Source organism: Sporosarcina koreensis (genome assembly GCF_001531445.1).
In the GTDB taxonomy this organism is placed as follows: Bacteria; Bacillota; Bacilli; order Bacillales_A; family Planococcaceae; genus Sporosarcina; species Sporosarcina koreensis_C.
Window position 1 is genome coordinate 17,374 of the sequence record NZ_LQYA01000007.1, and the last position, 15,303, is coordinate 32,676.

Annotated in this window: 12 protein-coding genes; 7 read left to right on the plus strand and 5 right to left on the minus strand. The window is 41.7% G+C overall.

Annotated features, from left to right (window positions below; all coding sequences use genetic code 11):
- Positions 1–159 precede the first annotated feature (159 nt).
- Positions 160–3,978 carry a hemoblobin-interacting domain-containing protein gene (locus AWV70_RS02305; RefSeq protein WP_060203956.1) on the plus strand — a complete coding sequence of 1,273 codons (3,819 nt, stop codon included), beginning with the start codon at positions 160–162 and terminating at the stop codon, positions 3,976–3,978.
- 88 nt (positions 3,979–4,066) lie between these two features.
- A complete protein-coding gene (locus AWV70_RS02310) occupies positions 4,067–4,696 on the plus strand; it encodes a TetR/AcrR family transcriptional regulator (protein WP_060203958.1) in 630 nt (209 codons plus the stop codon).
- A 344-nt stretch (positions 4,697–5,040) separates the two neighbouring features.
- Here the strand turns inward: AWV70_RS02310 and AWV70_RS02315 are convergent, their stop codons facing one another.
- Positions 5,041–5,799 (minus strand): SDR family NAD(P)-dependent oxidoreductase, encoded by a 759-nt coding sequence (locus AWV70_RS02315; protein WP_060203961.1) that lies wholly within the window; start codon positions 5,797–5,799, stop codon positions 5,041–5,043.
- Positions 5,800–5,803: 4 nt separating this feature from the next.
- Between AWV70_RS02315 and AWV70_RS02320 the strand changes: the two genes are divergently transcribed.
- From AWV70_RS02320 to AWV70_RS02340, 5 genes are all read left to right on the plus strand, one after another.
- Entirely contained in the window at positions 5,804–6,532 is a 729-nt protein-coding gene (locus AWV70_RS02320) for an alpha/beta fold hydrolase (RefSeq protein ID WP_235588522.1), read from the plus strand.
- A gap of 314 nt (positions 6,533–6,846) precedes the next feature.
- Positions 6,847–7,296, plus strand: coding sequence for a GNAT family N-acetyltransferase (locus AWV70_RS02325; RefSeq protein WP_060203966.1), 450 nt, complete (start codon positions 6,847–6,849; stop codon positions 7,294–7,296).
- 397 nt (positions 7,297–7,693) lie between these two features.
- Positions 7,694–8,209 carry a DinB family protein gene (locus tag AWV70_RS02330; RefSeq protein WP_060203968.1) on the plus strand — a complete coding sequence of 172 codons (516 nt, stop codon included), beginning with the start codon at positions 7,694–7,696 and terminating at the stop codon, positions 8,207–8,209.
- 508 nt (positions 8,210–8,717) lie between these two features.
- Positions 8,718–9,290, plus strand: coding sequence for a VOC family protein (locus AWV70_RS02335; protein WP_235588523.1), 573 nt, complete (start codon positions 8,718–8,720; stop codon positions 9,288–9,290).
- Positions 9,291–9,312: 22 nt separating this feature from the next.
- Positions 9,313–10,083: a MerR family transcriptional regulator gene (locus AWV70_RS02340; RefSeq protein WP_235588524.1), complete on the plus strand. Its 771-nt coding sequence runs from the start codon at positions 9,313–9,315 to the stop codon at positions 10,081–10,083.
- A gap of 113 nt (positions 10,084–10,196) precedes the next feature.
- On the opposite strand, the gene AWV70_RS02345 is transcribed toward AWV70_RS02340, so the two are convergent.
- From AWV70_RS02345 to AWV70_RS02360, 4 genes are all read right to left on the minus strand, one after another.
- Positions 10,197–11,513, minus strand: a complete 1,317-nt coding sequence (locus AWV70_RS02345; RefSeq protein ID WP_060203970.1) for a purine-cytosine permease family protein — start codon at positions 11,511–11,513, stop codon at positions 10,197–10,199.
- A 261-nt stretch (positions 11,514–11,774) separates the two neighbouring features.
- Positions 11,775–12,089, minus strand: coding sequence for a cupin domain-containing protein (locus AWV70_RS02350; RefSeq protein WP_060203972.1), 315 nt, complete (start codon positions 12,087–12,089; stop codon positions 11,775–11,777).
- Positions 12,090–12,104: 15 nt separating this feature from the next.
- Positions 12,105–13,835, minus strand: coding sequence for a hydantoinase B/oxoprolinase family protein (locus tag AWV70_RS02355; protein WP_060203975.1), 1,731 nt, complete (start codon positions 13,833–13,835; stop codon positions 12,105–12,107).
- 1 nt (position 13,836) lies between these two features.
- Positions 13,837–15,303: hydantoinase/oxoprolinase family protein (locus AWV70_RS02360; protein WP_235588525.1), on the minus strand; the 1,467-nt coding region annotated here is incomplete at its 5' end.

Consider the following 15,303-nt stretch of genomic DNA (forward strand, 5'->3'; position numbering starts at 1 on the left):
ATAGTTTGAAACTTGGAAATTTCAATTGACAGCAAATCAGCTATTAAGGATAATACTCGTGAGTAATATTTATATTACTCACGAGTATTATATTGAAAATTAATTTCACAGAGGAAACTAATGCTTTTTTTTCTTTGTGACATTTGAGGGGGAAAGAGAGTGAAGGAAAGTAAAAAGTTATTTCTCGCAGCTGTAGCTTATTCACTGGCATTTAGCACGGTTGTCGCTGACCGACCTATTGCAGCATCCAGTAAAGTCACAGGTTTTACTGACATACCACCTAATAGTCAATATGTAGAAGCATTAGCGAGCCTAGTTCAACAACGTATAGTTTTCGGTTATTCAGACGGAACTTACCGTCCATCAGAAAATTTGAAGCGCGGACAAGCAGCTGTTCTTTTAGCTAGAGCTCTTCAACTCGATTTGGAAAATGTGGAGGATCCAGGTTTTCAGGATATAAAGAAGAACTCCAACTACTACAAGTCTATTGCCGCACTAGTGAAAGCTGGTTTATTCCAAGGATATCCTGATGGAACATTCAAGCCTGAACAACCGATTACACGAGCGCAACTAGCGAAAATCCTGGTAGTTGCTTATCAAGTTCCTGAAGAGGAATTAGAAATAAATCCTTTTCAGGATATAAATATAATGAAGTGGTATGCACCGTATGTTAGAACACTTGTTAAAAACCAAATAACGACAGGGACTACACCAACAACATTTTCACCTAATGACCCAGTGAAACGTGGACAAATGGCTTTATTTATTTATCGTTGCCAACAAATGGAGCAGCAACGAGTAGAGAAAGTAATTGAATCTGAGGTATTAAATATCAATGAGGATTCAATACAATTGGGTGGCGAAACCTATTCGCTAACAGCTGAGCAGAGAAAATGGTTAACACCGGAAAATTTCCCGGCACTTAAAAACGCAAAAATGAGAGTTAGGGTTGTAGGGAATACAATTAGTAAAATTGAGTCGATTATGCTCCGTATAGATCAGAATTCAATCGAAGACAAAAATAAAGTGGACTTAGTATTGAATGGCAATGGGGCTGCGATTGATGCAAAGATATTCATTGAAGGAGGCAACTTGTCTCTGAAAAACATTACTCTAACAAAAGACTTAATCATAAGCAGCACTGGAGAAAACAGAATTTATGTAGATGATGTGAGAATCATGGGGGCAACAATTCTGTCGAAGCCGACAGGAAACGCTGATTTGGCAACGAAATCCGACGCGTTCAATACGGAAATCCGATTTCATAATTCAGGCATACAATCTATGAAGGTTGACGCAGATGGATTTTCAATTAAATTAACAGGTGATACTTCTATTCAGGAAGTTAAGTTCTCTGCAAATTCTTCCATTGAGTCGGATGAAGGCATAATTATTCCCAAAATCATAATGGACTCCAAGCACTTAATTAATGTAACGATGAATGTAGTTGTACGTTCGCTTTATCTTGGAAATATGAATAGTAGAATTACACTTGAGAACAATGCGAAAGTCGAAAATGTCTATATAGCTTCCGAGAGTGCCGTTAAGCGTCTCTTTCTAAACTATGAGAAGAATAAGCATAAAATCCTCAGGATTAACGGACGTCCCAATATAGAAATCTCTTTACCAGTGGATAGCATTGTTTATAATGGCGAGGAAGGAAACTATGTACCACCTGAATCGACTGAGAATACTAGACTACAAGCAGCAAAGGCTGCGGTTGCTGCACTATTTTCAGATGGGAATAAAACAGCTTTAAAAGAAGGTGTGAATCAAGCTGCAATCGATGCTGCAAAAGAGAAAGTGGATAAAGTGTCAAATGGTACTGAGAAAATATCTTTACTGGCTGACCTCCAAAAAGCACAGGACTTCCTAACAGCGATAGTTGAAGCTGCAGAGCAACTACGATTAGCCACAGAAGCTGTCAATAATTTGTTTGTAGATAGCTCAAAAACAAAGTTAAAAGAAAATGTAAGTCAATCGGATATTGACGCAGCTTGGGAGAAGGTTAAGCAATTGGCTGAAGGGGCTGACAAAGCTTCCTTAGAGGAAGCTATTGCAATTGCACAGCGTTTACTAGGTCAATTATCTATACCGCCTGCTTTAAATGCAGAAGCATCGAATCCAAAAACCGTCCAAATCAGCTTTATCGAAGACGCTAAGTGGAGAGGGAAAATCACAGGTGTGTATAAAAATGGGGAATCTTCTCCGATTCATCACACTCAGGTAAACACATCTATACCTGGCATTATCATGATCGATCTTACAGGGACTGATTTGAGCCCTGGGCTACATGAATTTATTGTGAAAGCGGAAGGATATGCTGATGCCAAAGTAACATTTGAGGTGACGGCGCCGTTAACACCTCCTAAATTAGCCGGAACAGCACCAAATTCAGAAACCGTTCATGTCACATTTACCGATGATGCAGAGTGGAGAGGGAAGATCACTGGTGTTTATTCAGAAGGAGATGAATCTCCAATTCATCTTGCAAGGGTGAGAACTATTGAAGGCTTGATCACGATCGACTTAACAGATACTCCGTTGAGTCCAGGCATCCAGAAAATAATTGTAAAAGCGGAAGGGTATGCGGATGCCTTAGTATTAATTGAAGTACCTATGCCAATAGAACCTCCTACTTTATCTGGAATCGCTCCAAACTCAGAAACTGTGAACATCACATTTTCCGACAATCCAGAGTGGAGAGGAAAAATCACAGGCGTCTACCAAGAGGGAAGTACCTCACCTATTCATTCTTCAAGGGTGAACCTAACGACCGAAGGCTTGATCATGATTGACCTATCAGGTGCTCCGTATCATCCTGGTGTTCACAAAATTGTCGTTAAAGCGGAAGGATATGCAGATGCCGTGGTGACCTTCGAAATACCTATGCCGTTAGTTACGCCATCTTTAGTAGGAACAGCAACAAACCAGGAAACCGTTAACATCACATTTACCGACAATCCAGCGTGGAGAGGAAAAATTACAGGCGTATACAAAGAGGGAAGTACCTCACCTATTCATTCTTCAAGGGTGAACCTAACGACCGAAGGGTTGATCACGATTGACCTAACAGGTGCGCCGTATAGTCCAGGCATTCAGAAAATAATTGTAAAAGCGGAAGGGTATGCAGATGCCGAGGTGACCTTCGAAGTACCTGTGCCGTTAGTTACGCCATCTTTAGTAGGAACAGCAACAAACCAGGAAACCGTTAACATCACATTTACCGACAATCCAGCGTGGAGAGGAAAAATTACAGGCGTATACAAAGAGGGAAGTACCTCACCTATTCATTCTTCAAGGGTGAACCTAACGACCGAAGGGTTGATCACGATTGACCTAACAGGTGCGCCGTATAGTCCAGGCATTCAGAAAATAATTGTAAAAGCGGAAGGGTATGCGGATGCTGAGGTGACCTTCGAAGTACCTGTGCCGTTAGTTTCGCCATCTTTAGTAGGAACAGCAACAAACCAGGAAACCGTTAACATCACATTTACCGACAATCCAGCGTGGAGAGGAAAAATTACAGGCGTATACAAAGAGGGAAGTACCTCACCTATTCATTCTTCAAGGGTGAACCTAACGACCGAAGGGTTGATCACGATTGACCTAACAGGTGCGCCGTATAGTCCAGGCATTCAGAAAATAATTGTAAAAGCGGAAGGGTATGCGGATGCCGTAGTGGTATTCGAAGTACCTGCACCAATCGAACCGCCTACTTTATCCGGAATAGCGCCAAATCCGGAAACCGTCCACATTACATTTAACGAGGATCCAACTTGGAGAGACAAAATTATAGGTGTGTATAAAGATGGGAACTCGATTCCAATACACCCCTCAAGGGTTATAACGACTATCGAAGGGTTGATCACGATTGACCTTACTGAGGACGCATTGAATCCTGGGGCGCACGAATTTACCGTGAAAGCGGATGGATATGATGATGCATCGGTAATAATTTTAATTAGTCTCGATTAATAGTACAATATTGTTACTATAAAGTTGTTAACCCAGTTTGCAATCGAGGCAACATCTAGAAAAAGCATAAAGGTTGGAGTTGTTCTAATTGAATAATAGAGGACGGAAAAAAGGCGCGGATGGAGAGAAAAGCAGGGAGCTTTTAATGGAAATTGCTGCAAAACAATTTGCTCTTCATGGTTTCCATGAAACGAAAATCAGTACGATTGTTAAGGAAGCGCATGTCACGCAACCAACGTTCTATCTATACTTCAAAAGCAAAGAGGCCATTTTTCAAGAGCTGGTCGATATGTTCAAAGGCAAGTTGCATACATTAGTGGAACAAAGTCGATTATCTTCTGGTATCGAGTCGGCGGAATTACAGAAACGAATTGCCAATGGATTAACAGCGATTTTTCGTCTATTCCAAGATAATGAACAAATAGCTCGTATCGGCTTTTTCGGTTCAGAAGAGTCATTTGATATGAAAAAGAAAATGGCAAAGCAGATAGAAGAAAATCTTGCAACGGAAGTTGAGAATGGTTACTTCCACGATAATGTAGATTTAAATACGGTTGCCATAGCGATCGTTGGAGTTATTGAGCACCTGACATTAACAAAATTATGGAAGGGCATAAATTCTCCAGAGGAACTCGCCGAGGAAATGACCAAGCTCTTTTTGTATGGTTTAATTTTGGTACCTAGCACCGGTACAATTCAGAATACCTCTGAATTGTGAGCTGCGATTGAGAGATTTCAGCGGTTTTTTCAGTTACTGACTTGATGGGGCCTGTTCTTTTTATTTGCAATCTCCGTGGTTGGACTAGGAACTATCTTGGGTTGGTTTCGAAAAGATTTAGTGACAGGTGCCATCGTACCAAATAATTGAAGGAGTCCTCTAACCGATCATCGGTTAGAGGCTTTCTTTTTTACCTGCAGCCGCACGGTATGTATCGGGATAGAGGTATCCCAGCCGTGATAAACAAAAGTTTGAATTCTTCCTGGTCGCTTTCTCTAATCTAATAAGAAATGAACTATAATAAAAAGGCTGTCGAAAAAGTTTCGACAGCCTGCTTGTCTCAATTATAGTGGCAAAAATTCTTTTTCATATACAGATTGTACTTGTAATAAAACTTTGAGTGCATGCTGTTTAAATTTGAACTCAGCAGGTTTTCCTTTTGAGATATACAATCCAGCTTCATTCGGTGACCTCTCTAACCCAGCAAACAACCGGCTTGCCCCTACACTAGGATGCGGACCAAACAAACGGATGAACGGCTGCATGATCAATGGCAAACCTCCATTTCTGCCCTTTCGCATTGTATTGTTATTGCCTGGATCAATGCTGATAATTGTCACACCCTCTCGCTTTAGTTCTGGTGCCAATGCATGTGTCCACAAAGTGATCGCCAACTTCGTCGATGCATAGGGGCCAATCAGTTTCTGAAATTTAGGCGGGTTTGCCAATTCTTCCGGCACGAAAGATTTTTTAAACTTAAACGCTTCTGAACTAGTTTGGATAACGATAGCCGGATTTCCCATTTTTAAAAGATCAAGCAGTTCCATTGTGATGATAAAGGGAACCACTGTCTGAATTTCATAATGCAGTTCACGTCCTTGTGGTGAAAAGCGGAGGTTCGAGAAACTGCCTCCAGCATTATTGAAGAGAGCATTCAACTTCGTTTCTTTCTCCTTTATTTGCATCAAAGTAGATTTAAGTTGCGTAAAATCAGATAAACCGGCATTATAAATCCGGATATCTCCTTGACGGATTTTTTGTTGTAGATTTAGCTCTTCCTTTGGAAATTCAGAGCGGATTAAAGCAGCAAATGAACCTGCCATTATTTTGGTATCGTCCGCAGCTGCAGATCATCACGACGCCACAGGGCTTTCCGAACAACTTACGGTAAATTTCACCGTCTACAACTACGACAGGCGCGGCCGTGGACAAAGCTCCGATACCGCGCCGTACACTGTTGAACGCGAAATTGAGGATATTGAGGCTTTGATCCATGATGCCGGCGGTGAAGCAAGTTTATTAGGTAGCTCATCCGGAGTAGTGCTTTCCCTTGACGCAGCCAGCAAATTAGGGGCTTGTGTGACAAAACTTTATCTGTTTGAGCCACCGTTCATTGTTAATGATAGCCGCAAACCAGTGTCGGCAGAATACGTTCAACACTTGAATAAACTTATCGAATCCGGTCTGCGAAGCGAAGCGGTGGAATACTACATGACCGAAGCGGTTGGTGTACCTGCGGAATTCTTGGAATATATGAAGGCAGATCCATCTTGGCAATCGATGGAGAACATGGCTCATACGCTTAGCTTTGATGGAATGATTATGGGTGAGACTCAATCCGGTAAACCGTTGTCAACTGGCCGATGGAATGTTAGTGTCCCTACTTTGATTTTGACAGGTGAGAACAGTGGCTCACTATTCAATGACGCGGCCAAAGCGCTAACCGAGCTATTACCTTTGGCGAAACACTATACGTTGCCGGGACTTGACCATTCAGCAGTAATTGTGGCTCCGGCCGTTGTGGCGCAAACCATCATTAACGAAGATGTGAAGTAAATAGTAAGGAGGAAACCAATTACTAATCGTGACACACAAGAGAAGGAATATCGATTGCCAACACCAAACCCAAATTCTGATCTTAAATCGCTTAATCCCTTAGAGCCGTCTTAGATGATAAATAAATTAGCAACTGCTAACCTATACAAAACACATTTCATTCAACCATTAGGTGAAGTGTGTTATTTTTATTGTCTTTTCACCTTGAATTTTTCAGCCACCATCTAACTGTGTAATTTTGGTACAATAGAGTTGAGTTATGTAATAAAGCATGCAGGTTAGTTGAAAAAGAAAAAATTAGATGTGGGGATAAAATGATTAAAATAATTGACATTAGCATTAGAGATAACGCTGAAGATGTATTAAACGTTCAAATACCATCCTATAAAGTAGAGGCAGAAATAATCGGTTCTGATGAAATACCACCATTGAAAGATACAGTCAAAACATTGCAAGAGTGCGAAGAAATTTTCTTTGGTTATTATGAAGAGGAAGAGCTATGTGGTGCAATATCATTGAAAGTAGAAGATATTGTTGTTGATATACACAGACTAATTGTGCATCCAACTCATTTTAGAAAAGGGATTGCTCAGAAACTCTTAAATTTTGTGACAAGATATTTCGAAGCTGAAAAAATAAAAGTAGCGACAGGCTCTAAAAATACTCCAGCAGTCAGTTTTTATAAAAAGAATGACTTTGAAATTATTAAAGAGACCACAGTAAATGATAATATATCTCTAACCTTTTTTGAAAAGAAATTATAATTTTCTTGTTGAAGTAACGTCTGAATTAGCTCAATAAGAGATCATTTAAGCAGAGGTTTGCTGGCTTTTTTATGTGGCGGTCGGACCATTGTGTAGTATAAAAACCTCGTTGAAATAAGTGGAAGTTTAGTTAAAGAATGTTAGGAATGGTATTCATCAATTCAAATGGTTTCAGTGTAGTAGACTTGGCCTAATAAGATTTGCAACCATCAGTATTCTGTTGGCTTCTTTGACCCGAATATCTCCTCTAATGAAGAAGACTACAACATTATTGATAAGTATCGCGGAGGTAGTTGACGCAGCTTAAGCGAACGTTATTTTTTATGGCTTTTTTAAAAGGTAATAATGTTCTTCGTGTTGAAATAAGTATAAGAATCAATATGAAAGGGGAGGTTTCATGAATAAATTAGTAAATGACAATCTAAATGAAACGAGAAATACCCTAGTAAAGGAGATTATTTCATTAAGTGATGCTCAATTTAATAGTAAGCCTGATATGAATAAATGGAGTATAGCGCAAGTTTGCCATCACTTAGTTTTAGTGGAAGAGGCATCTATTAAGGCTATTACTTGGGGATTAAAGGAGATGGATAGACCCCAAAAAGAACGTAAAAATGTTGACCTTATATTATTGGACAGAACTAAAAAGATTAAAGCTCCAAAAATCGTTGAACCAGATGTAGAACCATTGGAAGTTCAGCAAGTAATTGATTTGTTAAAGGATTCGAGAAATAAATTAATGAATTTTCTTAGTACTCTAGAAGATATATCCATTCTGGCCGAAAAATCAGTGAAGCATCCTGCTTTAGGTGAATTATCTCTTGATCAATGGATTGAGCAGATATATTTACATGAACAGCGACATATAGAACAAATAAAAGAACTAAAATCACTTTTAGATGCCAGGCACTAAACTTATCGCTAAAAATATTTATAGGAAACTTTAGCTTAATAAGAATTAAAGGAGTCAACAATAATGTTGGCTTTTTTTTGTGGCAAAGTCGAATCATTATACGCACAAATAGTAAGCTAGGCTCGATAGTTGAATAGAGCGCGTAATAAGTTTTTTATTGTCTTGTTGAAATACTTATAAAAGTCATTGACCTTAAACTTACTCGAACCTTTATAATAAAAATCGGTAGAACATACCGAATTTACGTAAAAAAGGGGATAGGACAAATGGCTTTTCGCTGGGATGGCGGGTTTATTATGGTGGCCTGAGACAAATTTGAAGAGGGGATTGAATGGTATACCAAGCATATGGGATGGACTTGTTTAGACAGTGTTGTTACACCTGTCGGAAAAAAGGCTTTTCTCAAAATGCCGAGATTAGGTGTGGTAACATTAAAGTCCTTCGAAGGGGAATTTAACATTTTAAAGCTGAAGGTGATTTTGAAGGACATACAAGAGTAGGATTTGAGGTGACGAATCTTGAGGATACCCTTTCTTATTTTGAAAGGGAAGGGATCAAGGTTTCGAATAGGGTTACCTTGCCTACTGGACAAATTAGTTTTGATATCCATGCTTTTGATAATGCAAGGCTTACAGAGGTACACAATAAAGCTTTGGAAGGACAATTCCCTGAAGCTAGAGTAACCGGTTTTGGTGATGTTAATGTACGAATAGGTGTAAGTAATATTCATAATGCTGTTGCTTGGTACGAGAAGAACCTTGGAGTGAAAATAGTAGAACAAAATGACAATTATGCACACTTACAAGTAGAGGATGCTTATGACTGGATGCAGCTCTCTCAAGTGTATTACGACAATATATGGTTGGAACAGATTGAAGGGATGACTTTCGAAAATGCAAATCCATCCGTTCGTAATTACTTTGATGTGCGGCCAGATGTATTTCATGAAACCTACAACCAACTTAAGGAAAATGGCTTGAACCCATCCGAAGTTGCAGGGAATCCCCATAATGGCTGGGCTGGTTTTCAATTCTTCGATTTAGATGGAAATCGTATAAACGTATGGTCTTATCCTGCGTGATAACAAAAGGGAGTGAAGAGAAATGGGGATGAAAATCAATGAGTATTCTGAGCGGACTGGTCTGCCGCCAAGTACTCTTCGTTTCTATGATCAAAAGAGATTGTTGGAGCCGAAACAACGTTTAGAGAACGGCTATCGGATTTATACAGACGATCAAGTATCCCACGCATTGATTATTCATTCACTTCGTTTGGCTGGGATTAGCATTGAAGACATTTATCTATATTTACATTCAGACGAGGAAGAGAAGGAACGTTTAATTTCAAATTGGAGACATGATGTGGATACGAAAATATCTACATTGAAAATAGCAAAACAATATTTAAATGGTGTGACTGCTAATGAGCAACATATCAATTTAGTTAAATGGGACGAGTCCGTAGTATTTATATGGTTTAAACATGAAGTACCAAGAAAAATAAACCCTTTTCAGTTTAAGATGATCTCGGATGTAGAGAAGGTTAAAAAATTGGGTCTAGCAGTTAGACCAGGTATTTATATAAGGACAATAGAAGCTAAAGGGAAATCAATGGTTGGCGAGGTTGGATTCATCCTGAATAAAGAATATCCATCCAATTTGAGTGACATTGATAGTAATATGTATATAGAGCAACTAGAGCCATCACTTTACGCTACGATGGAGTGTAACGTGTACGATCCGTTTATCTGTTTTAACTTTATGAGGCTCGTCCAACGCTTTGGTTTTAAGGCGAAAGGTATAAAGCTAGAGAAGTTTGAGTCACCAAGTGAAAGTACTTTTAGTTACATGATTCCACTTTTGATGCCTCATTAATTCTACAAATAATAGGGCGTTGGATGAACTGTACCCAGTATCGCTAGAACTTCAAATAGCTGAATGTAAGAAAAAGAAGCCGACAGGAGTTTTCCTATCGGCTTCGAATTTTATCACCCTGTGAATTGATCGGGGGCGATGTTTTTCTTGATTTTCATAGCAACGACGTAAACGAGAAGTGAAATGAGAAGCGATTGAACTGCTGGCAATCCGATAGGGTATAGATATTGAGTGATGTAACCGACGACTACGCCTGCAATAATAGCGATTGTAGCCATCCAGTTCCACCCCGGAGCTTCAACCCATTTTTGTTTTCGGATAATGAAAAAGTCTCCCATCATGATGCCCCCAATAGCAGGATAGAGGAGGGCAGTCAAGTACAGGAAGTCTTCAAAGTAATCAAGAATTCCCATAAGAGCTACCATAATAGCTAAAATGGTACCGAGCAATGTCAACAGGGCACGACCTTTCCCAGAGTTTACATTTAACACGTTGGCCAAAGCAAGTCCCATACTGTAGTTATTGACCAATTGAGATGTCCAAGTCGCCAGCCATAATATGAGGAATCCCCAGAACGGGAATCCTAAATTCATCATGACGTTAACGATGTCCGCGTCCCCTACGCCGACTGACATGACAGCACCGACGATGAAGAGGGGGAAGCCGATGACCGCAATTCCGCTCGGGATAATCCAATTATCCTTCCATTTCGGCTTGGCGTAGCGCGTGTAATCGGAAGCGATTACCCACTGGGAAACATTGACCCCGATCACTAAACTGATTGCGGCTAAAATGGTCATGCTTGGTTTTGGATTCCATGCCATGATCGTATCAAAGCCGGTATTTTTCATAGAAAGATAGATGCCCCCGATAATCAATATGAGACCGGAGGGGACTGCGAGATAATCGGTCCATTTCATCGAATTATAGCCGATGATAGAGGGAAGGGCGAAAAGTAATCCCGCAATGGTTGTGACAAGTGCCCATCCCCACCAGTTCGTATGATAATCAATACCGAACATGGCGGACATTGCATTTCCAGCTACCGCAGTTTGCAAGGCCCACCATCCGAGAGAGACGATAAAGATGGTAAAACCGACAATGACTCTTGCTTGGACGGAACCGAAGCTGGATTTGGCGATCACCGATGAGGAACGACCAGTTTTCGCACCGATATAGCCTTGGAGCGCATTCCCAACCCATTGGAGTCCGAAAAGTGAGATAATTAAAATCAAAAGTATTTTACTTAAACCGAAGCTGGCAGCTAGGGAAGCACCGACCATCAGCACAGGAATTGTGAATTCCAAGCCCCCAAAAATCATTGCAGGTGTTAGCCAATGTTGCCGCTCATTCTCAGGGACTGGCGCTAACGCGTTGTCTTTGCTTAGTATATCCTTATCCGAATGGCTCTGTTTTTGTGGTTGGTCCATGATGTCATCCTCATTTCCGAAAAATTTGTATAGAAAAGCCGGGTGGTCCAGATTAGAATGTTTGTTGGACTCCCGGCTTTCAACATTTACTAAAAGAAGAAAGAACTAAACTGCCTTTAATAATTAGTGTTCATTTTTGACGGAACGCAGCCTCCCATAGAGCGGTAAAAGACCTAGTTCACCTATGGGAAGCTACATATATTCATGCGTGGTGACAAACTGAAGACAGGAAAATGGATCCCCCTCGATTTTATATGCGCGTTACGCTTTCACTAGCGCAAATATAATTTCCACAGGTTCATCGCCTTCATTTACACACCAATGGGGTTCGCCTGCAGGAATAAAGGAAGCTTCGCCAGCTGAAATCTCATAAGGGACGCCGCCAGATTCGCCTTTAATCGTGCCTTTTGTGATGAACGAGTATTCTTGTTCTTCATGAAACGTAGTTCCTTCGCTCGGAAGCCGTTCACCAGCTGGTATGGAGACATAGCCAAATTTGACTTCAGCCCCTGGATACCGATCGTGAAATAGGTTTTGTACGATGTCATAAGTCACTTGTGGTGTATTTTTCTTCATAATATCCTCCTAGGTTTATCTTCCGGGCAATTCTTTATAGTTATAAGTCTCTGGATCAACTTCAACTAAGAAATGTTCACGTGCTTCTTCCACCGTGAAGTAATCATTTTTAACATCCATTGCAACTTGAGCTGCCGGACGTTCTTTTGAATCTCCATACCCTCCGCCAGTGCCGGTCATGAGGCGGACTACATCGTTCGTGTTCAATTTATAACGAGGGTAGACACCATAAGGTCCGTCTGTTTCCCCATCTGAAGTAACGACATAAAATTCATTTGGAGAACCATCGCGGCCATTGGCGATTCCCCATGGAAGGAATTTATTGCGGCCGAATGTTACAGTGACGGCCTGGCCGTCCGACATTGCACGATAGGAACGAATGACTCCCTTGCCGCCAATATATTTACCTGCTCCGGCTCCATTGCCATCTTGCCGCAAACTATATTCATCCAACATAACGCCATATCTCGTTTCAGCAACTTCGACAGGGACATTATATGTTTCGCCATCTGCCATACAAAACTGTCCGGATTCGCCGTCTTTCCGATTGGAAGCTCCCCATCCTCCGACGGAAGGTTCAACAATAAGGAACGGCTCCTCTGTATCTTGGTGGGTTCCTGACAATGTTACAGCACAGACGGATAAGAATTGACCTGCTGTTAACCGGTTCGGCAAGTGCGGCGCCATTGCTTTCCAAACTAGATCGAGACTTCCGAGTAGCGTTTCGAAATAATTGGAAACGGGAACCGGTCGTTCGGCTGACATGATCGATTTCGGATCTACGATAACTTTCAATGGACGGAATACGCCGTCGTTCACGTCTTGTTCAGGATTTGTAATGGCCAAAAAGATTGTCCGAACCGCAGAAACGAGTCCTGTATAGGAGCAGTTCACTGGGCCAAGCACTTGAGGGGAGCTACCTCTGAAATCGCAGACGAATTCATCATCCGTAATGGTCACCTTCACTTTTATCGGGAAGGGGCCATTTCCAACCCCGTCCGTGTCGATGAAGTCTTCAGCGTAGAATGTTCCTTTAGGGAGCTTTTTCAGTTCCTGACGGGAAATCTCTTCGCCGTGATCAAGCAAGTAGTTGATCGCTGCTACAATCGTTTCTTTGGAATGTTTTTCACAAAGCTCTTTCAAACGGCGATCACCTGTCCGAAGCGCCGCGACTTGTGCCCACATATCACCGAGCGACAGGTCAGGGAAGCGGACGTTAGAACGGATGATTTCGACGATTGCGTCATTCACTTTTCCTTCATCGAAAAGTTTGATGCAAGAGAACTGGAGACCTTCTTGGAAAATGTCGACCGAGTCATTTGTGAATGAACCTGGATCTTTGCCTCCGACCTCCGTCCAGTGAGCTTTATTTGCGGAAAAGGCAATGATTTCACCGTTATAGAAAATCGGCATGACGAGTCCGACATCGGATAAATGTGAGCCCCCGCCTTGGTACGGATCGTTGATAATGATAATGTCGCCAGGTTTCAGTTGATCGCCTGGGTATTTATTCAACGTCTCCTTTACCATGAACGTTAGCATGCCGATGAATCCCGTAACACCATTCCCTTGTGTAAGAAGGTTACCTTTAGCGTCGGTCAGTCCACTTGCATAATCAAGTACTTCATAAATGATTGGACTCATGGACGTGCGCGCTAGTGCAACGAACATCTCATCACCTGCGGCTAACAGGGAGTCTTTAACGATTTCCAATGTAAACGGATCGATTTTGGTTGAGATGGTCATATTAGTTCTCCTCCTTTTCGATGATAATATTGCCGTAATCGTCCAAATAGAGTTTCTGCTGTTCATAAATGACCGTGACCGCCGCTTTTTCTTCGACAATGGCCGGGCCGGCAATTACTTCGTTTGTCGGTAGCTTGTCCCTATCGTAGACAGGTGTTAAAACCCACCCTTTATGTTCGTAATATACATCACGGTCCTCTTTTTTCGCTTCTGCCAATGAACTTGTTCGGTCCAGTTTGGAAATAACAGGTTTCTCAACTTTCCCGAAGGCCGTCACATGTAGATTAACGATTTCCGTTTGGGCATCTTCCAATTTGAATGTATAGTTCTTTTCGTGCAATTTGTGGAAGTCTTCGATTGCTTGCATTTTCACTTCATCCGACCATTTGCCGTTTGCAACGGGAACCTTTACTGTATGCTCCTGCCCGAGGTAACGCATATCGGCAAAACGGTGGAACTCTACATTTTCCGCTTCCATTCCTTCTTCGCTGAAATGCTGCAATGCGTTGCTTTCAATCTCTCCCCACTGGCGATCAATCTCTTCCAATGTCAAATCATTCATCCGCTTAATGTATGTTTGAATATAGTCGTGACGAAGATCTGTCATTAACATTCCCCATGCGGAAAATACAGGTGAAGCAATCGGCACGACAACTTTTTTAACGCCAAGTTCAAGTGCGAGCGCCGGTGCATGCATGGAACCGCCACCGCCGAAAGCGAGCAATGTGAAATCTTGGGGATTGTATCCTTTTCGAATTGAAATCAATTTCAATGCATTCAGCATATTCGAATTGGCAATCCGAATGATGCCGAGGGCCGCTTCCTCAGGGGAGATTCCAAAATGATTTCCGATTTTTGTAGAGATTGCCGAGCGTACGGTATCTAAATTCACGTTATAATCGAAATTCTTAGGCGACAAACGTCCAGTGAGCAGATTTGCATCCGTCGTCGTTGGTTCAGTCCCGCCTTGCCCGTAGGCGACCGGTCCTGGGTAAGCTCCTGCTGACTGCGGTCCGACTTTCAATGAGCCTGCCCGGTCAATCCAGGCGATCGATCCCCCGCCATTACCGATTTCAACAATATCGACTACTGGTGTCTTGATCGGATAACCGGCACTTCGGTTGTCTCTTTCGATGTAATAATCGGTGGACACTTTAACCTCGCCATTTTCGATCAGTGAGCATTTTGCCGTCGTTCCCCCGATATCAAACGCGATGATATTTTTCTCGCCGATCATCTCACCAAGAACAGCTGCACCAAAAATACCAGCAACCGGTCCGGATTCAACCATATTGATCGGTGCTTCTTTCGCTTTATCAAACTTTGTGGTACCGCCGTTCGACTGCATGATGTAACGCTGATCAATTTCCGCTTCGTTCTTCAATTCATTTTCAAGACGATTGATGTAAGTAGTGGCGGCAGGCTGGACATATGCGTTCAACACAGCCGTATTTGTCCGCTCATATTC